Below are 19,817 nucleotides of genomic sequence, written 5' to 3'. Positions count from 1 at the left end.
AGCGTGAGGCGTGTTGCGTGCGGCGTTAATCAGATGTCCAGCAGCAGACGAGCCGGATCTTCGATGAAGTTCTTCACGGCAACCAGGAACTGTACCGCTTCCTTGCCGTCGATGAGACGGTGGTCGTAGGACAGGGCCAGGTACATCATCGGCAGGATTTCCACCTTGCCATCTACCGCCATGGGACGTTCCTGGATCTTGTGCATACCCAGAATAGCCGTTTGCGGCGGGTTCAGGATCGGGGTGGAGATCAGGGAGCCAAACACACCACCATTGGAAATGGTGAAGGTGCCGCCAGTCATCTCTTCGATGGACAGTTTGCCCTTCTGGGCCTTCTGACCGAAATCGATGATCTGGGATTCCACTTCGGCCAGACCTTTCTGGTCTGCATCACGGATCACCGGGACTACCAGGCCGCGATCGGTGGATACCGCCACGCCCACATCGTAGTAACCGTGGTAAACGATATCGTCAGCGTCGATGGAGGCATTCACTGCCGGGAAACGCTTCAGCGCTTCCACACAGGCACGGGTGAAGAAACCCATGAAGCCAAGACGTACGCCGTGCGCCTTTTCGAACTCCGGCTGGTAGTTCTTGCGCATTTCCATGATCGGCTTCATGTTGACCTCGTTGAAGGTGGTCAACATGGCGGCGTCCTGCTGAGCGGATACCAGACGCTCGGCAATGCGCTTGCGCAGACGGGTCATCGGCACACGACGCTCTTCACGCTCGCCCGGCGCGGCCGGTACATCCAGAGTGGCAGGCTGCTGCGGAGCCGGCTGGCTGGCGCGCTGCTCGACCTTGTTGCTGATGGCCTGTTCCACGTCCTGCTTGGTGATACGACCACCCTTGCCGGTGCCAGTCACCTGGCTGGCAGCCAGACCGTGCTCGCTCATCAGCTTGCGGGCGGCAGGGCCGGCCTGATCGGAAGCACTGCTGTCGTCGCTTGCCGGGGCAGCTTCGCTGGCGGCCGGTGCAGACTCGGCAGCGGGCTCAGCGCTGGCCGCCGGGGCAGGAGCAGAACCGGAAGCGCCGGCTTCGAAGTTGGCCAGCACCTGCTGGCTCTCAACAGTGTCACCTTCCGGGCACAGAATCTTGCTGATCACGCCGTCAGCCGGCGCCACTACTTCCAGTACTACCTTGTCGGTTTCAATATCTACCAGCAGTTCGTCACGTTTTACCGCTTCACCTTCCTGCTTGTGCCAGGTGGCCACGGTGCCATCGGCTACGGATTCGGGAAACTGCGGGGCTTTGATGTCAGTCGCCATGACTAATCCTTATTTACTTGATCTCGAAGGCGTCCTGAACCAGACGCTGCTGTTGTTCGATATGCAGGGCCATGGAGCCGGCAGCCGGAGCGGCAGCCATTTCACGGCCTGCGTAATGGACCTGCGCGGCACCTACCTTGTAGGCCACCCGGTACATGTGATGCTGGGAGCAGTACCAGGCACCCTGGTTCATCGGCTCTTCCTGACACCACACCAGATGCTTCAGGTTCGGGTAACCGGACAGCACTTCAGCCAGTCGCTGCTCAGGGAACGGATAGAGCTGTTCGATCCGCACCAGCGCAGTATCGGTACGCCCTTCGGCTTCCTGTTTTTCCAGCAGGTCGTAATAGACCTTGCCGGAACACATCACTACCCGATCCACCTTCTTGGCATCCAGACCGGCGGGATCGTCCAGCACGGTTTCGAACTTGCCGTTGGCAAGATCGTCCAGCGTGGAGATCGCTTTCTTGTGGCGCAGCAGGCTCTTCGGGCTCATCACCACCAGCGGCTTGCGCAGCGGGCGAATCGCCTGACGACGCAGCAGATGGAAGATCTGCGCCGGCGTGCTGGGCACACACACCTGCATGTTGTGCTCGGCGCACAGCTGCAGGAAGCGCTCCAGACGGGCGGAGGAATGTTCCGGCCCCTGCCCTTCATAACCGTGCGGCAACAGCATGGTCAGACCACACAGACGCGCCCACTTGGATTCCCCGGAGGAGATGAACTGGTCGATCACCACCTGGGCACCGTTGGCGAAATCACCGAACTGTGCTTCCCAGATCACCAGCGACTTGGGCGTAGTAGTGGCGTAGCCATATTCGAAGCCCAGCACCGCCTCTTCGGACAACAGCGAATCATAGAGATCGAAACGCGGCTGGTTGGCGTCCAGGTGTTGCAAGGCGATATGACGCTCACCGTCCTTCTGGTTATGCAGCACCGCATGACGGTGGGAGAAGGTGCCACGGCCACAATCCTGACCGGTCAGACGGACATTGAAGCCCTGATCCAGCAAGGTGGCATAGGCCATGGTTTCACCATAGCCCCAGTTCAGCGGCATGGCGCCGGCCGTCATCTTGTGACGGTCTTCGAGGATCTTCTTCACCTGACGCTGGGCCACAAAGCCTTCCGGCAGGGACTCCATGCGCGTGGCCAGGGTCTGGATCTTCTTCAGCGGATAACCGGTATCCCAGTCATCTTCCACCTGATGCCCCAGGTAGGGAGACCAGTCCACGAACAGGGCCTTGTTGGGCTCACGCACCAGTGATTTCACCACATGATTACCGGCGTCCAGCATGTCGCGGTAATCATCGGCGGTCTTCTGGGCTTCCTGCTCACTGACCACGCCTTCATTGATCAGACGCTCGGCATACAGAGTGCGGGTGGTCGGATGACTCTTGATCTTCTTGTACATCAGCGGCTGGGTACCAGACGGTTCATCCGCCTCGTTATGGCCCAGTCGGCGATAACAGATCAGATCGATCACCACATCCTTCTTGAACTGCATGCGGTAATCCACTGCCAGCTGTGTCACGAAGTACACCGCTTCAGGGTCATCCGCATTCACGTGGAAGATCGGTGCCTGGACCATCTTCGCCACGTCAGTACAGTATTCAGTGGAGCGGGCATCCTCACGCTTGGACGTGGTAAAGCCCACCTGGTTATTGATCACAATGTGCAGGCTGCCACCGGTATAGAAGCCGCGGGTCTGGGACATCTGGAATGTCTCCATGACCACGCCCTGTCCGGCAAAGGCCGCATCACCGTGAATCAGGATGGGAACTACCTGCTCGCCAGCAACATCGTCGCGGCGATCCTGGCGGGCACGGACCGAACCTTCCACCACCGGAGAGACGATCTCCAGATGGGACGGGTTGAAGGCCATGGCCAGATGCACCTCACCACCGGAGGTGAGCACATTGGAAGAGAAGCCCTGGTGGTATTTCACATCACCGGAGCCGGATTCGATGAAGCTCTTGCCATCGAATTCTTCAAACAGGTCTTTGGGGCTCTTGCCCAGGGTGTTCACCAGCACATTCAGACGGCCCCGGTGGGCCATGCCGATGACCATTTCCTTGGCACCATAGCTACCCACCCGCTGGATCATTTCGTCCATCAGCGGAATCAGTGACTCACCACCTTCCAGACCAAATCGCTTGGTTCCCGGATATTTACTGCCCAGATATTTTTCCAGGCCTTCGGCGGCGGAGAGACGCTCGAGAATATGGGTCTTGATGTCCTGGCCGTATTCGGGATGGCTGCGCACCCCTTCCATGCGCTGCTGCAGCCAGCGCTTTTCGGCCGTGTTGACGATATGCATGTACTCAGCACCAACACTGGAGCAGTACGTCTTCTGCAGACAGTCAACAATTTCACGGAGAGTGGCTTCCGGCTTGCCAATAAAGAGGTTGCCGGTCTGAAAAACGGTATCCAGGTCTGCCGGGCTCAAGCCGTGATGAGCCAGCTCCAGATCAGGAACGGCTTCCCGTTCCATCAAACCCAGCGGATCCAGCTTGGCCACCTGATGGCCCCGGTTACGGTAGGCCGCGATCAGATGCAGCACACGTACCTGGCGACGCTCGTGCTCAGTGCTGACAGCACTGGCACCAAACTTCTGTACGCGGGATCGATTCTTGGCCTGAAGCAGGAAGTATTCACGAACAGCCGCATGGGGGACGTCGGATTCGACGGCGGCGTCAACGCTGGGGAGCTTTTCGAAATAAACGCGCCAGTCTTCCGGCACGGAATTGGGATCGGTCAGATAGGATTCGTACAGTTCATCGACATAGGCAGCATTGGCTCCTCCAATGTGCGAGGACTGCCATTGTCGCTGCATGGAACTGTCTTGCATTTTAGCTCGTTCCTTTCGCGGGAATTTGTCACACAACTGTGGTTGGTGCACTGCGACCACAGGGGTGCTGACCCTGTTCCCATACGCTTCTGATTGTCAGGAGCAACGCCTTTTAAGCCCTGCCCCACCCGTGAGTACAGCAAAGGCCGATAACCCTGATGTGGGTTTCGGCCTCGGCGCTGTCTCGTCCCGAGGGATTACCTCGAACGGCGTCTAGTGTAGCCCTTTTAATACGCTAATGTTAGACGCCAAAATCATAAAACACGTTATCCGCCAGTTTCCGACTGACCACAATTGGCAAAACGTCGAATAGACAGAAAAAAAGGGACAATTTGCTGCTATTTACAAACAAAAAAGGCGGCCACTTGGCCGCCTTTCCTGATGGGTCAGATGCCCCGCTCCAGAAGCATGGAGCGGATATGACCGATAGCCCGGGTCGGGTTCAAACCCTTCGGGCAGACGCTGACGCAGTTCATGATGCCGTGGCAACGGAACAGGCTGAAGGGGTCGTCCAGTTTGGACAGACGCTCTTCAGTGGCGTTGTCGCGGCTGTCCGCCAGGAAGCGGTAGCTCTGCAGCAGCGCCGCCGGGCCCAGGAACTTGTCCGGGTTCCACCAGAAGCTCGGGCAGCTGGTTGAACAGCAGGCACACAGGATACATTCGTACAGACCGTCGATCTTGGCACGCTCTTCCGGAGACTGCAGACGCTCGATGGCCGGAGCCGGCGTGTTGTTCTGCAGGTACGGCTGCACCTTCTCGTACTGGTTGTAGAACATGCCCATGTCCACCACCAGGTCACGAATGACCGGCAGGCCCGGCAGCGGGCGCAGGATCAGGGGCTTCTTGCCTTCCAGAACACCCGGCGCCACCTGGGACAGCGGAGTGATACAGGCCAGGCCGTTCTTGCCGTTCATGTTCATGCCGTCAGAGCCACAAACACCCTCACGACAGGAGCGACGATAGGCCAGGGACTGATCCTGCTCTTTTACCAGAGCGAGGATGTCCAGAACCATGAGGTCTTTACCCTGGGTATCGACCTCATACTCCTTCATGCTCGGCTCGCGGTCCGTTTCCGGATTGTAGCGATAGATACTAACTTTCATCGTATTACTCTCCGTTAGTAGGTCCGAGCCTTGGGCTGGAAGGTGTCGACAGTCTTCGGCTTGAAGTTCACGTCACGCTTGCCCAGCTTCTTGGCTTTCGGGTCGAAGATGGAGTGGCACAGCCAGTTCTCATCGTCACGATCAGGGTAGTCGTAACGGGAATGGGCACCACGGCTCTCGGTACGACCTTCAGCAGCAATCGCAGTCGCTTCAGCCACTTCCAGCAGGTTGTCCAGCTCCAGCGCTTCGATACGCGCAGTGTTGAACGGCCCGCTCTTGTCTTCCAGGTGAGCGTTGGCGATACGCTTGCGCAGGTCAGCCAGCTTGGCCACACCTTCCGCCATCAGGTCACCCTTGCGGAATACACCGAAGTGGTTCTGCATTACGCTTTGCAGCTCCTTGCGCAGGGCAGGAACGGATTCGCCACCGGTGGAGGACTCCCAGCGGTTCAGACGCGCCATGGCTTCGTCGATGTTGGCATCGGTCGGCTCATACTGGGTCATGCCCTGACGAAGCTGATCTTCGATGAACAGACCGGCCGCACGACCGAATACCACCAGATCCAGCAGCGAGTTACCGCCCAGGCGGTTCGCACCGTGTACAGATACACAGGCTACTTCACCCACCGCGAAGAGACCGTTAACGAACTGGTCTTCACCCTCGTGACCGCCAGACAGCTTGATCGCCTGACCGTGAACGTTGGTGGGGATACCACCCATCATGTAGTGACAGGTCGGCACAACCGGGATCGGCTCTTTCACCGGATCGGTCTGTGCGAAGGTAATGGCCAGTTCACAGATGCCCGGCAGGCGGCTGTGCAGCACTTCTTCACCCAGATGATCCAGCTTCAGGAATACGTGATCGCCATCCGGACCGGCACCACGACCATCCAGAATTTCCATCATCATGGAACGGGCAACAACGTCACGGGAGGCCAGATCTTTGGCGTTCGGAGCGTAACGCTCCATGAAGCGCTCGCCGTCCTTGTTGATCAGGTAGCCACCCTCGCCCCGGCAACCTTCGGTTACCAGAACACCGGCGCCGGCGATGCCGGTCGGGTGGAACTGCCACATTTCGATGTCCTGAACCGGCAGACCGGCACGCAGGGCCATGCCCACGCCGTCACCAGTGTTGATCAGGGCGTTGGTGGTGGAAGCGTAGATACGGCCGGAACCACCGGTGGCAAATACGGTTGCCTTGGCCTTGAAGAACACGGTTTCGCCGGACTCGATGTCGATGGCGATCACGCCACAGACATTACCTTCGTCGTCCTTCACCAGTTCAGCGGCATACCACTCGTTGTAGAACTGGGTGCCGTTCTTCAGGTTCTGCTGGTACAGGGTGTGCAGCAGCGCGTGACCGGTACGGTCAGCAGCAGCACAGGTACGGGCCGCCTGGCCGCCCTCACCGAAGTTCTTGGACTGGCCACCAAACGGACGCTGGTAGATACGGCCTTCTTCGGTACGGGAAAACGGCAGACCCATGTGGTCCAGCTCGAACACCGCTTCCGGGCCCACATTACACATGTATTCGATAGCGTCCTGGTCACCGATGTAATCGGAGCCTTTAACAGTATCGTACATGTGCCAGCGCCAATCATCGTTGGGATCGGCAGACGCGATCGCACAGGTGATACCGCCCTGGGCGGATACGGTGTGCGAACGGGTCGGGAATACTTTGGAAATCAGCGCAGTCTTGAAGCCGGACTGGGCCATCTGCAGTGAGGCGCGCATACCGGCACCACCACCACCTACGACGATAGCGTCAAATGTAATAGTGCGAATGGACATGGATTACGCCCCTCCCCAGATCAGAACCAGACCCCACAACAGGTAAACCACCAGTGCCAGAGCGATAGCCACCTGGGCAATCAGTCGCACGCCGGTAGCGGCTTTACCAAAGGTCAGACTGGTCAGGTAGTCAGTGGTTACGCCCCACAGGCCTACCCAGGTATGTGCGGCAACAGCAATTACCAACAGGGTGTTGGCAATCTGCATGCAGATGGAGCCCATGAAGGCCTTCCAGCTAGCGAAGTCCAGATCACCAGCGGTCATCAGATAGCCCAGCATGAAGATCAGGTATACGCCAATAATGACAGCGGAAACACGCTGAATGAGCCAGTCGTACAGACCGTTCCGGCCCAGACTCGTTACAGGGGTTACCATATCCAACCTCCTACCAGCAGAATCAGTACCGCAGAGATGATGAAGACCAGTTTGGCGCCACGACGGCCGCCTTCCAGGGTTTCACCAACGCCGGTGTCCATAATAAGGTGGCGGATGCCTGCCACCAGGTGATACAGCAATACAGCCAGAATGGCCCATACCACCAGCTTCACCAGCGGGGAGGTCATCAGTTCTTTCAGGTCCGCAAAGCTCTCGGGAGACGCCAGGGAGCGATCCAGCATCCACAGCAGAATCGGCAGGGCCAGGAAAATGGCAACGCCGGTTACACGGTGGGTGATAGATGCTATAGCCGTGACCGGGAACTTGATCGTGCTCAGATCGAGGTTAACGGGTCGCTTGTCGTTCACGGTAGCCTACTTATAGCCGGGCCCCATATTAAACAGGGCGGTTGTCGGGAACTTGGCAGGATCGCTGAGATCAAAAACGCAGACTCTGATCTCAACAAGCTGCCTGGGCCGGGGTGGGCCCTTCCATCAGAATGCCACCAGGCGTTCTGACGGGCGGCAGTATATCGCCGCAACTTGCGCAAAACAAACGGTGCGCACCATTTATGTACGCAACCGTTTACCTAACGCCTTGTTTTATAATGCTGCACATCAAAGGAGCGTTAATATTTCCTGCGCACCAAGCTGGCGCAACATTGTCTCATGTGTGTAACACGCTGTTTACCCTACAAAAGTCTGACTCGTCAGTTCCCGCCTGCGCGTTGACAAAGGTGTGTCAAAACTTTACCTTCCACCGCGCTTTGGAGGACCTTCCTGCCCTACGGAGTCGCGCTGAGACTTCCAGAGGAACGTTCCCTGTCCGCCAATGGAGAGATTCCCATGACCGAGAAGAAAGCCACTCTTAATGTAGACGGCAAGGATCTAGACCTTCCCATCTATACCCCGACCCTGGGCCGCGACGTAATCGACGTGTCCAAACTGGTAGCCAACGGCGTCTTTACCTTCGACCCCGGCTTTACCTCCACCGCTTCCTGCGAATCCAAGATCACCTTTATCGACGGTGAAGTGGGCAAGCTGCTGCATCGGGGCTACTCCATCGAGGAGCTGGCAGGCAAATCCGATTATCTGGAAGTGTGTTACGCCCTGCTCTACGGCGAACTGCCTACCGCCGAGCAAAAAGATCACTTCGTGAGCACCGTGAAGAATCACACCATGGTTCACGAGCAGATCCGTAATTTCTTCAACGGTTTCCGTCGCGATGCGCACCCGATGGCCATCATGTGTGGTGTGGTTGGCGCCCTGTCTGCCTTCTACCACGACTCCCTGGACATCAATAACCCGCAGCACCGCGAAATCACCGCGTACCGCCTGATCGCCAAGATGCCCACCATCGCGGCCATGTGCTACAAGTACGCCCTGGGCCAGCCCTTCATGTACCCGCGCAACGACCTGGGTTACGCAGAAAACTTCCTGCACATGATGTTCGGCAACCCCTGTGAAGAGTCCAAGATCAGCCCGACCCTGGCCAAGGCCATGGATCGCATCTTCATCCTGCACGCGGACCACGAGCAGAACGCTTCCACTTCTACCGTGCGTCTGGCTGGCTCCTCCGGTGCCAACCCGTTCGCCTGTATCGCTGCTGGCATCTCCGCCCTGTGGGGCCCGGCTCACGGCGGCGCCAACGAAGCCGTACTGAACATGCTGGACGAGATCGGCTCCCTGGATAACATCGATGCCTACATCGCCAAGGCCAAGGACAAGAACGATCCGTTCAAACTGATGGGCTTCGGTCACCGCGTTTACAAGAACTACGATCCGCGCGCCACCGTGATGCGCGAGTCCTGCCACGAAGTACTGGCAGAGCTGGGTGTAAACGATCCGCAGCTGGAACTGGCCATGAAGCTGGAAGAGATCGCCCTGAGCGACCCCTACTTCAAAGAGAAGAAGCTGTTCCCGAACGTGGATTTCTACTCCGGCATTATCCTGAAAGCGATCGGGATCCCGACTTCCATGTTCACCGTAATCTTTGCCCTGTCCCGCACCGTGGGCTGGATTGCGCACTGGAACGAAATGATCTCCAACCCGTACAAGATTGGCCGTCCGCGCCAGCTGTACACCGGCGAAGCCGAGCGTCCGTTCGTTCCGGTCAACGAGCGCAAGTAAGCGTTTCGTTATCGCCAGTAAAAAAACCGCCTTCGGGCGGTTTTTTTTGGGGCCGCTCTGCGGCTGCAACACGCTTCACGCACCACGCTTCACGCAAAAGCCAGAGAACCGCACTCCGTGCGCCACTTCGCTACGCTACGTTCCCACATCAAGATCGAAAATCAGCTTCGGCCAATCCTGGTCTGCACCTGTTTCCCACCATTTTGCGATGAACCTTTTTGGCGGCTGCCCTGCAGGTGAATGTCTCCCTCCCACAGCTCAAACAGCGTTTCTGGAATCCATACCTCGCTTAGGCTCGGATCGCTTGCAGGCAAGCTCCTACAGCAGCTAAAGAAATCTGTTAGGCCTTATCTTCAGCTTTTAGCTTTTAGCTTTTAGCTTTTAGCTTTTAGCTTTTAGCTTTTAGCTTTTAGCTTGTAGCTCGTAGCTCGTAGCTCGTAGCTCGTAGCTCGTAGCTCGCCAGAGTTTGCCAACGCCTCCCCCTCATGCAAGCATCCCCCTTTCGCTTGTAAAGGACCCGGATGTCATGAAAAAAATCATCGCGCTGCTTATTCTGGCTGCCATTGTCGGCTACCTGCTGTTCTGGCCGGTGCCAATTGAGCCGGTGGCCTGGAATGCACCCAAGGCCCCGGCCCTTGAAGGCCGCTATGCCATCAATGAAGCACTGGGTAGCGCCGAGCGCCTGGGCGTGGATGAAGGTTTCGGGCCGGAAGATGTGGCCATCGACAGCAACGGCAATCTCTATGTGGGCTACGTGGATGGCCGCATCGTGCGCTTCAACCCGGACGGTGCCGAACCCGATCTGATCGCCAACACCGAAGGCCGTCCGCTGGGCCTGGATTTTGATCCTGCTGGCAACCTGATCGTGGCAGACGGCTACAAGGGACTGCTTAGCATTGCCCCCAGCGGCGCCATCACCACGCTCAGTACTTCACTGGACGGTATTGATTACGGCTTTACCGATGACGTGGATGCGGACAGTAATGGCGTACTGTATTTCACCGATGCCTCCAGCAAATATGGTCCCGCCATGATGGCCCGGGATGATGTCATGGAGCACGGCGGTCATGGCCGCCTGATTCGCTACGATCCCGCCAAAGGTCAGGCGGAACTGCTACTGGACGGCTTGCAGTTCGCCAATGGCGTCGCCCTGTCCCAAAAAGAGGACTTTGTGCTGGTCAATGAAACCGGCAGCTATCGCATTCTTCGTTACTGGCTCAAGGGCGACAAGGCAGGCAGCCACGATGTGTTCTTTGATAACCTGCCGGGCATTCCCGACGGCGTTTCCGCCAATGGTGACGGCACCTTCTGGGTGGCCATGTTCACCCGTCGCAATGCCATGCTCGATGCCATGTCCGACAAGCCCCTGCTACGCAAGGTCGCGTTTCGCCTGCCGGGCTTCCTGCAGCCCCAGCCCGAGCACCATGCCTTTGTCATGGGCCTCAACGAACAGGGTGAGGTGACCCACAATCTGCAGGCCACCTCGAAGGACAGTTTCGCCCCCATCACCAGTGTTGAGCAGCATGGCAACACCCTGTACCTGGGCAGCCTGATTCTGCCCTACTTCGCCGCCTACTCTCTGGATGACCACAGCGAAGGAGCCAGCAGCCCATGAGCAGCCCATCCGTCGCATTTGTTGGCCTGGGCACCATGGGCTATCCCATGGCCGGCCATCTGGTCAGAGCCGGTCTGACCGTGACCGCCTACAACCGAAGTCCGGAAAGAGCCAAATCATGGCAGCAGGAATACGGCAGCGCCATTGCAGCCACCCCGGCGGAGGCCGCCCGTGGCGCTGACATTGTCTGCCTCTGCGTGGGCAATGACGACGATCTGCGCCAGGTGACCCTGGGACCGGAAGGCGTTATCCAGAGCCTTGCTCCCGGCGCCATTCTGATCGACCACACCACCGCCAGTGCGGCCATGGCCCGCGAGCTGGATCAGGTCTGCCGGGAACGCCAGGCACATTTCATTGATGCCCCCGTCTCCGGCGGCCAGCAAGGCGCAGAAAACGGCCAACTGTCCATCATGTGCGGTGGCGAACCCGCCATATTCGAGCAGGCAAGCCCGATCCTTGATCACTACGCCAAAGCCTGCAATCTCATGGGCCCGGTCGGCAGCGGCCAGCTCACCAAGATGGTCAACCAGATCTGCGTGGCCGGGCTGGTGGAGGCCCTGGCCGAGGGCGTCGCCTTCGCCCAGAACGCTGGCCTTGAAGCAGAAAAGGTGTTCGAGACCATTAGCCAGGGGGCGGCATCCTCCTGGCAGATGATTCACCGCCACCAGACCATGCTGGCCGACCAGTTCGAGCATGGCTTTGCCGTGGACTGGATGCGCAAGGACCTGGATATCTGCCTCGAAGAGGCACAACGTAACGGCACCCCTCTACCCGTAACCGAGCAAGTGAACGAATTCTATAAGGAGATTCAGGCCATGGAAGGTGGCCGCTGGGACACCTCCTCGCTATTACGCCGCCTCAAGAATAACACCCGCTAACCACTGGAAAGAGTCGCGTTTCGACGGTCACACCGACTGGCCAATTCTGACTGTCGCAACGCGCATCCTGTCACCCACCAACCGCAAAACCCGCCCCAATCCCGGGCAGCCACCTTTCCTGCACGTCTTTGGTCAGACACGAACGCCTCCTTTTTGTGCACGACTCCACAGCCAGTCTGGTCGCGGCCCTTATCTGCCCACATGTCTATATGTGGACATTTACACATAAATCGCCCAAAATAATGGAAAGCCAAATGGGAAGCCCCATGCATAACGTCGACAGGAACACCCCAGCTGCAGTGAATGACGAAGCCCGTCATGCGGCCCTGCGTGCGGTGCTCAATCTACTGACCCACTGGAATTGCAGTGAAAAGGAAAAGATGTCGCTTCTCGGTGTCGGCCGCTCCACCCTGCACAAATACCAGGCTCAACCAGACAGCGCCCGGGTCAGTCAGGATTTGCTGGAACGCCTCAGCTACCTGCTCAATATTCACCAGGCCCTGCGCACCCTGTTTGGCAACCGTGAAAACGTCTATGGCTTTGTGCGGATGGCCAACCACAACCCCTTCTTCAATGGCGCCACTCCGATGGACGTGATGACTGGCGGCACCGTGGCAGGACTCTACGAAGTCCATCGACAGCTGGACACCCTGCGGGGCGGGCAATGGGGCTAAAACACCACATCGATACCCTGCCCCGTCTTGAGTTCCACGAGCAAACGGCCTACCGGCTGGTCAACAGCAAATATCCCCCCATCCATATCTTCGACGATGTGGCAGACCAGGCCGACTTTGACGCCCTGTTTGCCGTACAGGCCCTCACCAACCCGCGCCTGCAGCAGGAGGTCGGCCAGTTGAACCGGGTCGCAAAGGAAGAACGCCCCTGGGGGATTCCCGGTTGCAACTATGCCCTTGGGCCCTTTGTGCACGTCAATCCCGCAGGGTCGCGATTTTCCAATGGTGATTTTGGGGTTTATTACTGCGCCGATCACATCAGCACCGCCATTGCAGAGACCCGTTACCATCAGCAGCGATACTTTCAGAGCGTGGAAGGCCTCAAATACGACCGCATTGTGATGTGCGGATTGCAGACCCTGTTCAGCGCAGAACTGGTCGACATCACCCCTGCGTCAGAACATCCCCACTGGCACGATGGCAACGATTACAGCTATGCCCGCGAACTGGGCGTCCAACTTCAGCAGCAAAAGCCAAGCGGGCTGCACTATGAATCCGTGCGCGCCCCCGGTCAGCACTGTTATGCCCTGTTCAGTCCCGCTGTCATTCACTCGGTGATCCCCACCCGCCATTATGAATACGTCTGGGATGGTGAACGCATCGCCCACACCCTGACCATCCGCCGCTTGAGCTGATCCCGACAACAGGCCTATTCTGGATATCTCCATGGAGGCCAACATGTCTGCATCACGGACGGTCAGCGCCCTCTGTCTGGATCTGGCCGGAGTACTCTATCAAGGGCCCCAGGCCCTGCCCGGCGCCCGGCAGGCATTAGCCATGCTGCGCGCTACCGGGCTGCCATTGCGCTTTGCCACCAACACCTCGCAACGCAATCGCCATCAGATTCTCAAGGATCTCGAGAGTCTTGAGCTGGATATCGAGCCCGCAGAACTGTTTACCGCGCCCCGGGCCGCACACGACTATCTGTCTCAACAGCAACTGCAGCCCTATTGCCTGATACACCCCAATCTCAAACAGGAATTTGCCGACCTGGAGGGACGGCATGCCAATGCGGTACTGGTCGGCGATGCTGGCAGGAAATTCGATTACCAGCACCTGGACAAAGCCTTCAGGCTACTCCACGTCGGCGCCCCCCTGATCGCTATTGGCCTGAATCGCTATTACCAGCTGGATGACGGCCTGCATCTGGACGCCGGTCCCTTCGTCAAAGCCCTGGAATATGCCAGCGGTCAGACCGCCATTATCACCGGCAAACCCTCAAGGACCTTCTTCGCACAGGTGCTGGACAGCCTCGGCAGCCAGGCAGAGCAAACACTGATGGTGGGTGACGATATTCACGGCGACGTGGAAGGCGCCCTCAACGCCGGCATGCAGGCCTGCCTGGTACAGACCGGTAAATATCGGGAGGGAGATGAAGACAGTATTGAAGGCGATTTCAGCATGGAGACTGACATCCTCGCACTGGCAAAAAAGCTCTCGGACACCCTGTAGGGACGGGGGCTGGATGCGGCCGCCCCTTGTGGGAGGCCTGGAAGCGAATGCCCCAACCCCTTCGTCCGCAAGCAGACTACCACATCAAACCCCGAAACCAAAAGACGGGTTTACCACAGAGGTCACGGAGTTCACTGAGGAAATTCCAGCAAGCCCCTGCCCCACTGTGGGAGCTTGCTTGCAAGCGAATGCCAACCCCTTCGTCTGCAAGCAGACTCCCACATCAAACCCCGCAACCCAAAAGACGGGTTTACCACAAAGGTCACAGAGCTCAGTGAGCGGAAGATCTCCTTCTCGGTGCGCCCTATGGTAAAACCGCTTTTGATCTTGGCCTGTTGCGTGAAGCGTGCTGCAGCCGCCGAGCGGCCAATAAAAAAGCCCCACTCTTTCGAGTGAGGCTTCTTTATGTGGCGTCCCCTAGGGGAGTCGAACCCCTGTTACCGCCGTGAAAGGGCGGTGTCCTGGGCCACTAGACGAAGGGGACGTGTTTGGTGGAGCTAAGCGGGATCGAACCGCTGACCTCAACACTGCCAGTGTTGCGCTCTCCCAGCTGAGCTATAGCCCCAGAGTCACCAGTGAGACAATGTCCGTCTCAGTTGGTGCGGCGTATTCTACCGGCCACCCCCAACCTGTCAAGCGCCAACTGACGGTTTTTTTCAGAATGAAGTCTGTTTGCCTACATTCTGGGCAAGTTGCTGAAAAACTGGACAAAAGCAGTGGCGAGTGACGAGTTTCGAGTTACGAAAACCTTTGGTCTTGCTCGGGTTTTCTGTTTTGCCCTTCGAAACTCGCTTCTCGCAACTCGGAACTCCGTCATCGAGGCGCCACTCAGCCCACCGGCAGATCCCGGTAGGCTTTTTCCAGCTTCTTCATCTGCTTCTTGGACACCCCGCCCAGCACCTCGATGGCATGGCGGATACGGGCGCGGCTGACGTCGGAGCCGATGATTTCCATGGAATCCACCACCGAGAAGCTGGCACTGGTGCCGGCAATGGCGATGAACACCGGCAGCAGGAAATCCTTGATCTTCACTTCCAGAGCGTCAGCAATCGCCTTGGCGTCCGCAAACAGGCCATCCCGGTTCCAGTCGCTGCGGGCTTCATAGGTCCACAGCAGATACTGCAACCAGACCACCATATCCTCGTTGCCGTATTGCTTGTGCTCAAAGCTGGCCGGGGTGATTGCCGGCATGCCGTTGAAACAGAACGCGGCCTTGTCCGCCACTTCCGACAGGGTCTCCACCCGCTGACGCAGATGGGGAATGATCTTCATGGCGTAATCGCGGTTGTAGGCCCAGTTGAGCAGGGAATCCAGGAACTGTTCGTCGCTCTGTTCGCGCAGCCACTGGCCGTTCAGCCAGCTGAGTTTTTCCACGTCGAACACCGGTCCACCAAGTGACACACGCTGGATATCGAAAGCGGCCTGCATCTGCTCCAGGCTGAACTTCTCGCTTTCATCCGGCATGGACCAACCCATACGGCCCAGGTAATTCACCAGCGCTTCCGGCAGATAGCCCATGCGTTGATAGAACAGGATGCTGGTGGGGTTCTTGCGCTTGCTCAGCTTGGATTTGTCCGGGTTGCGTAGCAGCGGCATGTGGCACAGCACCGGCATGTCCCAGCCGAAGTATTCATACAACAGCTTGTGCTTGGGCGCGGAATTCAACCATTCCTCACCGCGAATTACGTGAGTGATCTCCATCAGGTGATCATCAACGATGTTGGCCAGATGGTAGGTGGGCATACCGTCGGATTTGAGCAGGATCTGCGCATCTACCAGCGCCCAGTCCAGTTCTACCGTGCCCCGCAGCATGTCCTGGATTTCGCATCGGCCATCAAACGGTACCCGCATGCGGATCACGTAGGGGGCGCCATCGGCTTGCCGTTGTGCCTGCTCGTCTGCCGGCAGCTCCAGATCCTGCGGCTTGAGCGCGCGATTCTCGCCGTTCTCTTTCAGCTCGGCGCGCAACACATCCAGCTCTTCGCTGGTACGGTAGCACTTGAAGGCGTGCCCCTTCTCGATCAGCGCTTCAGCGTACTCCCGGTACATGTGCTTGCGTTCGCTCTGACGATACGGACCATGGGGACCACCTACGTCCGGACCTTCATCCCAGCTCAGCCCCAGCCACTTGAGGGAGTCCAGAATCATCTGCTCGGACTCGCTGGTGGAGCGGGTCTGGTCGGTGTCTTCGATACGCAGAATGAACTGGCCACCATGCTGGTGGGCAAAGCAGCGATTGAACAGGGCAATGTAGGCGGTGCCTACATGGGGATCACCAGTGGGGGACGGTGCGACGCGGGTGCGAACAGTCATGCTGACTCCATAAGTGCAAACTGGCGCGGATTATACCTGTCAAAACGTGCGCCATGTAGACGCCGGGCCCGTCTGTTCTGCTATTGTTGGGCTGTTTCAGGATTATTACGTTGTGGCTGCACGGTTGCAGCCGCGCTTTATCGGCAATAACCAAGCAAAGGAAACAAGCATGCGCATTCCATTTCAGCGTTCCCTCCTCGTCGCCCTGGTCGCCAGCACTACCCTGCTGCAGGCCTGCTCCGACAACCAGGAGCCCATGGCCAGTGAAGCAGAAACCGCCGCTCCGGCAGCAGAAGAAGCCAGCCATGACATGGCGAGCATGGATACCAGCGGGGAAGAAACCGCTGCGGTAGAGATTCCTCGCTCCCCGGCTCCGGAAGGTGCCAAGGTATTCTTCGTCAGCCCGGCAGATGGAGCGACCGTTAGCGGCCCTGTGACAGTAGAGTTCGGTCTGGAAGGCATGGACGTGGTGCCGGCGGGCACTGAGCAGGAAAACAGTGGTCACCACCACATCCTGATTGATCTGGCGGAAGCACCCGATATGAGCATGCCGCTGCCGGCTAACGATAACGTGGTCCACTTTGGCAAAGGCCAGACCTCAACCACACTGGAACTGGAGCCTGGCGAGCACACCCTGCAACTGATTCTGGGTGACTACCGCCACATCCCCCACGAGCCGCCGGTGATGTCCGAGACCATCACCATCACCGTGGAATAAACACTCAGCCGCCTTGCGTCTGACCGGTGCTAACCAAGGCGGAGTGGCCCAGACCGCTCCGCCTTTTTAGGTCCATCCCGGGTTAACGTCAGGCGTTCGGCCTCCATTCAGCCAATCACCACCCGGTTTTTGCCGTGTCCCTTTGCCTCATAGAGCAACTTGTCCGCAGCCTTGATGGCCCAATCCAGCGAGCCCAGTTCGTTGACCTCACAGCCCCCGATGGACACCGTGATAGGTCCGTGCAAATCCGTCCAGCCAGGCACCCCGGTGGACGCGACCTTTTCACGGATCTTTTCCGCTACACGACTTGCACCTTCACGAGTGGAATCGACCAGTAATACGGCAAACTCCTCGCCCCCAAGACGACAGGCAAGGTCAACGGATCGAACAGAATCTTCCATGGCATGGGCTACTGCAGAAAGCACCTTGTCTCCCATATCATGACCCGCGGTATCGTTCACCTTCTTGAACGAATCCAGATCGAGCATCAATAACCACAGCGCCTTGCCGGTGCGCTCACCCCTGGCAATTTCGTATTCACCAAACTGAAAGAAGCGCCGCCGGTTGGGCAAACCGGTCAGTTGATCGTGCATGGCAGCCTGCACCAGAAGCCGCTCACTCTCTCGCCTTGAACGCTCGGATATATCCAGATATACCGCCGAGATGCTCACCATGATGAAACTGAACCAGGTAATGGCGATCACGAAGGCGCCGACAGCCACCGCATTTTCCGCATGCCAGAACAGAATCATTGCATAGCCCAGCAAGCCAGGCAGCAGAGAGGCAAACAGCATCTGGATACGAGATATCCTGCCCCCGTAATAGGGACTGAGGATCGCTCTCACTGGCCCACGTTGCGCAGTCAGGGCAAGCACAGCCACACACAACAACAACCCTCCAAGGGCCGTGTAGATCGACATTTCACCGTAAAAGTCATCCAGACCATAGGCATAACCGGTAATGGCCGTAGTGGGGATCGCCGTTGCAATGAAGGCCACGATCTGCGCGGCATTCCATTTCTGACATCGGCGCAGCAAGACCGCAATCACACCCAGCAACAACATCAGGGTTGAGTTCCAGCCCATACTGTTCGACTTGTGCAGCCGCACCTCCTCCACAACGATGTCATGAAAAGGAGTAATAAAGGGGGAGAAAGAGGTGCTGGCCACTTGATCCGACACATAGCCAACAAGCAGCGCCGCAGCCGCCAACAAAAAAAGGAAAGAGAGCCTGATACCCGTCGGTTTTATCCTGAGCGCGATGATGCCTGAGGCGATCAGCAAGAGTGTGGAGGCCGTCAGGGGATGAGTGGCAGCACCGCCCCCTGGCCGGTACATGAGCTCGTGGCCAAGGGCATACCCGGCAAGTACATAAAGCGCTATCGCCGCGGCACCGAAAGCCAACGGAACGGCCAAAGACTGCACCAGGTCAGGCAAGATCCAGGGTTTCTCGGCGGCTTCTTCTTCCGCTTTTTTTAACTGTTCACTGTCCATGTGAAGTCACAGAGTCAAGCCGATCGGTAAGGTAATCACAGTTACTGGGCGGCTTACTGAATCAAGCCGGAATGCAGGCCACCCATAACAAAGTCATTAGAACCCTGTTTTGTGATGCATGTCACACAATTGCGACACGTTCCACTCATCCGCTGATGAAAGGTCGGACCGAACCGGCCGATGTACCTGGCAAGGAGTATGGGCTTTGAGGCTCAGTGACGCGGGGGCGTCACCAAGCGAGAGGGGAAAAATACCAATCAGCGCAGAAGCAGATGCGGCACACGTGCCTCACGGATCATCTTGTTGGTGGTGCTGCCCACAAAGAATTCCCGGATACGGGAGTGGCCATAGGCGCCCATGACGACCATATCCACATTCTCGGATTGCTGATACTTGTGCAGTGCAGGCTCGACCTCACCATCGAGAACAGCTGTTTGTACCTGATGCCCGGCCGCTTTCAGCTTGTCGGCTGCCCATCCCAGATCCACTTCACGGGTGCCCACTGAGACCAGGTGACAATCCAGCCCCTTGAACAGCGGGCTGTCGGCCAACATGCTGACCCCCTTTCGAGTGGTGTCACTGCCGTCATAGGCCAGCATGATGGTCTCAGGCGCCTTGAACTCACCCACCGCCACCAGAATCGGGCGATGCACGGCACGAATCACCCGCTCCACATTGTCACCCAGCTGGGCACCAATGCCGTCGTGTTCCTCGCCCTGCTTGCCGATCACCAGCAGCCGCATTTCGTCTTCAAGGCCGGTGAGCGAATCCACCAGATCGCCATGACGTTGCCGTTCCTTCGGATCCGCGATGCCATCGGCGATGACTCGCTCACGGGCCGCTTCCAGCATCAGCTTGCCCTGCTCCAGCGCCACCCGGTTGCGCTGCGAGTCCAGTTCCGCCAGTTCCTCCATCAGATGCTCACGGCCACCCATGGAAAGGTGACCACTGAAATCGGCAGCCACCGGATAGCGGGAATGATCCAGCACATGCAGCAGGGTCAGCGGTGCATCCAGCCGCTGGGCAGACCAGGCTGCATAGTCACAGATGGAGGTGGTCGCCGCAGAACCATCAATACAGGCGATAACGTTGGTCATTGCT

General features: G+C 58.0%; 16 protein-coding genes and 2 tRNA genes. 7 read left to right on the top strand and 11 right to left on the bottom strand.

All coding sequences use genetic code 11. The features are described from left to right. Positions 1–29: 29 nt before the first annotated feature. From odhB to sdhC, 6 genes are all read right to left on the bottom strand, one after another. Positions 30–1,268: a 2-oxoglutarate dehydrogenase complex dihydrolipoyllysine-residue succinyltransferase gene (gene odhB / locus MWU49_RS01020; RefSeq protein ID WP_246967023.1), complete on the bottom strand. Its 1,239-nt coding sequence runs from the start codon at positions 1,266–1,268 to the stop codon at positions 30–32. Between the two features lie 13 nt (positions 1,269–1,281). After that, positions 1,282–4,116, bottom strand: a complete 2,835-nt coding sequence (locus tag MWU49_RS01015; RefSeq protein ID WP_246967021.1) for a 2-oxoglutarate dehydrogenase E1 component — start codon at positions 4,114–4,116, stop codon at positions 1,282–1,284. A 386-nt stretch (positions 4,117–4,502) separates the two neighbouring features. After that, entirely contained in the window at positions 4,503–5,219 is a 717-nt protein-coding gene (locus MWU49_RS01010; protein WP_022986642.1) for a succinate dehydrogenase iron-sulfur subunit, read from the bottom strand. 14 nt (positions 5,220–5,233) lie between these two features. Next, a complete protein-coding gene (gene sdhA / locus MWU49_RS01005) occupies positions 5,234–7,009 on the bottom strand; it encodes a succinate dehydrogenase flavoprotein subunit (protein ID WP_102791017.1) in 1,776 nt (591 codons plus the stop codon). Between the two features lie 3 nt (positions 7,010–7,012). Beyond that, positions 7,013–7,384, bottom strand: a complete 372-nt coding sequence (gene sdhD, locus MWU49_RS01000; RefSeq protein ID WP_246967019.1) for a succinate dehydrogenase, hydrophobic membrane anchor protein — start codon at positions 7,382–7,384, stop codon at positions 7,013–7,015. Continuing rightward, positions 7,378–7,752, bottom strand: a complete 375-nt coding sequence (gene sdhC / locus MWU49_RS00995) for a succinate dehydrogenase, cytochrome b556 subunit (RefSeq protein WP_035229153.1) — start codon at positions 7,750–7,752, stop codon at positions 7,378–7,380. The genes sdhD and sdhC overlap by 7 nt, the downstream gene beginning before the upstream one ends. Positions 7,753–8,229: 477 nt before the next feature. Here sdhC and gltA point away from each other — a divergent pair, with 477 nt between their 5' ends. The 6 genes from gltA to MWU49_RS00965 all read left to right on the top strand — a co-directional run bounded on the left by gltA (position 8,230) and on the right by MWU49_RS00965 (position 14,192). After that, the gene (gene gltA / locus MWU49_RS00990) at positions 8,230–9,513 is read left to right on the top strand and encodes a citrate synthase (RefSeq protein WP_246967017.1); all 1,284 of its coding nucleotides are present in this window, start codon (positions 8,230–8,232) and stop codon (positions 9,511–9,513) included. A gap of 526 nt (positions 9,514–10,039) precedes the next feature. Next, positions 10,040–11,128 (top strand): SMP-30/gluconolactonase/LRE family protein, encoded by a 1,089-nt coding sequence (locus tag MWU49_RS00985; protein WP_246967015.1) that lies wholly within the window; start codon positions 10,040–10,042, stop codon positions 11,126–11,128. Continuing rightward, positions 11,125–12,006, top strand: coding sequence for an NAD(P)-dependent oxidoreductase (locus MWU49_RS00980; RefSeq protein WP_246967013.1), 882 nt, complete (start codon positions 11,125–11,127; stop codon positions 12,004–12,006). Before MWU49_RS00985 ends, MWU49_RS00980 begins: the two co-directional genes overlap by 4 nt. Positions 12,007–12,272: 266 nt before the next feature. Then, entirely contained in the window at positions 12,273–12,680 is a 408-nt protein-coding gene (locus MWU49_RS00975) for an MbcA/ParS/Xre antitoxin family protein (protein ID WP_246967011.1), read from the top strand. Beyond that, positions 12,671–13,375 carry an RES family NAD+ phosphorylase gene (locus MWU49_RS00970; RefSeq protein WP_246967009.1) on the top strand — a complete coding sequence of 235 codons (705 nt, stop codon included), beginning with the start codon at positions 12,671–12,673 and terminating at the stop codon, positions 13,373–13,375. The genes MWU49_RS00975 and MWU49_RS00970 overlap by 10 nt, the downstream gene beginning before the upstream one ends. Before the next feature lie 43 nt (positions 13,376–13,418). Continuing rightward, on the top strand, positions 13,419–14,192 hold the full coding sequence (locus MWU49_RS00965) for a TIGR01458 family HAD-type hydrolase (protein ID WP_246967007.1): 774 nt from the start codon (positions 13,419–13,421) through the stop codon (positions 14,190–14,192). A 408-nt stretch (positions 14,193–14,600) separates the two neighbouring features. Here the strand turns inward: MWU49_RS00965 and MWU49_RS00960 are convergent. The 3 genes from MWU49_RS00960 to gltX all read right to left on the bottom strand — a co-directional run bounded on the left by MWU49_RS00960 (position 14,601) and on the right by gltX (position 16,505). Further along, a tRNA-Glu gene (locus tag MWU49_RS00960) sits at positions 14,601–14,676 on the bottom strand. Positions 14,677–14,681: 5 nt separating this feature from the next. Beyond that, positions 14,682–14,757, bottom strand: a tRNA-Ala gene (locus tag MWU49_RS00955). A gap of 263 nt (positions 14,758–15,020) precedes the next feature. Continuing rightward, on the bottom strand, positions 15,021–16,505 hold the full coding sequence (gltX, locus tag MWU49_RS00950; protein WP_246967006.1) for a glutamate--tRNA ligase: 1,485 nt from the start codon (positions 16,503–16,505) through the stop codon (positions 15,021–15,023). A 169-nt stretch (positions 16,506–16,674) separates the two neighbouring features. On the opposite strand from gltX, the gene MWU49_RS00945 reads away from it, so the two are divergent. Further along, positions 16,675–17,223 carry a DUF4399 domain-containing protein gene (locus tag MWU49_RS00945; RefSeq protein WP_246967005.1) on the top strand — a complete coding sequence of 183 codons (549 nt, stop codon included), beginning with the start codon at positions 16,675–16,677 and terminating at the stop codon, positions 17,221–17,223. A gap of 107 nt (positions 17,224–17,330) precedes the next feature. Here MWU49_RS00945 and MWU49_RS00940 read toward each other — a convergent pair whose 3' ends face one another. Then, complete coding sequence (locus tag MWU49_RS00940) at positions 17,331–18,716, bottom strand: GGDEF domain-containing protein (RefSeq protein ID WP_246967004.1); 1,386 nt, start codon at positions 18,714–18,716, stop codon at positions 17,331–17,333. A 257-nt stretch (positions 18,717–18,973) separates the two neighbouring features. Further along, on the bottom strand, positions 18,974–19,813 hold the full coding sequence (locus MWU49_RS00935) for a universal stress protein (protein WP_246967003.1): 840 nt from the start codon (positions 19,811–19,813) through the stop codon (positions 18,974–18,976). Positions 19,814–19,817 lie beyond the last annotated feature (4 nt).

This window comes from Alcanivorax sp. S6407 (assembly GCF_023016115.1).
Classification (GTDB): Bacteria; Pseudomonadota; Gammaproteobacteria; order Pseudomonadales; family Alcanivoracaceae; genus Alcanivorax.
Note: the sequence above shows the minus strand (reverse complement) of the source record. Positions and strands in the feature narration are given on the sequence as shown.

Excerpts from the sequence above, each read along its gene's own strand:
- MWU49_RS00965 (WP_246967007.1), top strand. The coding sequence starts at position 13,419 with ATGTCTGCATCACGGACGGTCAGCGCCCTCTGTCTGGATCTGGCCGGA.
- MWU49_RS00975 (WP_246967011.1), top strand. The coding sequence starts at position 12,273 with ATGCATAACGTCGACAGGAACACCCCAGCTGCAGTGAATGACGAAGCC.
- MWU49_RS00970 (WP_246967009.1), top strand. The coding sequence starts at position 12,671 with ATGGGGCTAAAACACCACATCGATACCCTGCCCCGTCTTGAGTTCCAC.
- MWU49_RS00935 (WP_246967003.1), bottom strand. The coding sequence starts at position 19,813 with ATGACCAACGTTATCGCCTGTATTGATGGTTCTGCGGCGACCACCTCC.
- MWU49_RS00980 (WP_246967013.1), top strand. The coding sequence starts at position 11,125 with ATGAGCAGCCCATCCGTCGCATTTGTTGGCCTGGGCACCATGGGCTAT.
- MWU49_RS00945 (WP_246967005.1), top strand. The coding sequence starts at position 16,675 with ATGCGCATTCCATTTCAGCGTTCCCTCCTCGTCGCCCTGGTCGCCAGC.
- sdhD (WP_246967019.1), bottom strand. The coding sequence starts at position 7,384 with ATGGTAACCCCTGTAACGAGTCTGGGCCGGAACGGTCTGTACGACTGG.
- MWU49_RS01015 (WP_246967021.1), bottom strand. The coding sequence starts at position 4,116 with ATGCAAGACAGTTCCATGCAGCGACAATGGCAGTCCTCGCACATTGGA.
- MWU49_RS01010 (WP_022986642.1), bottom strand. The coding sequence starts at position 5,219 with ATGAAAGTTAGTATCTATCGCTACAATCCGGAAACGGACCGCGAGCCG.
- odhB (WP_246967023.1), bottom strand. The coding sequence starts at position 1,268 with ATGGCGACTGACATCAAAGCCCCGCAGTTTCCCGAATCCGTAGCCGAT.
- MWU49_RS00940 (WP_246967004.1), bottom strand. The coding sequence starts at position 18,716 with ATGGACAGTGAACAGTTAAAAAAAGCGGAAGAAGAAGCCGCCGAGAAA.
- gltX (WP_246967006.1), bottom strand. The coding sequence starts at position 16,505 with ATGACTGTTCGCACCCGCGTCGCACCGTCCCCCACTGGTGATCCCCAT.
- MWU49_RS00985 (WP_246967015.1), top strand. The coding sequence starts at position 10,040 with ATGAAAAAAATCATCGCGCTGCTTATTCTGGCTGCCATTGTCGGCTAC.
- gltA (WP_246967017.1), top strand. The coding sequence starts at position 8,230 with ATGACCGAGAAGAAAGCCACTCTTAATGTAGACGGCAAGGATCTAGAC.
- sdhA (WP_102791017.1), bottom strand. The coding sequence starts at position 7,009 with ATGTCCATTCGCACTATTACATTTGACGCTATCGTCGTAGGTGGTGGT.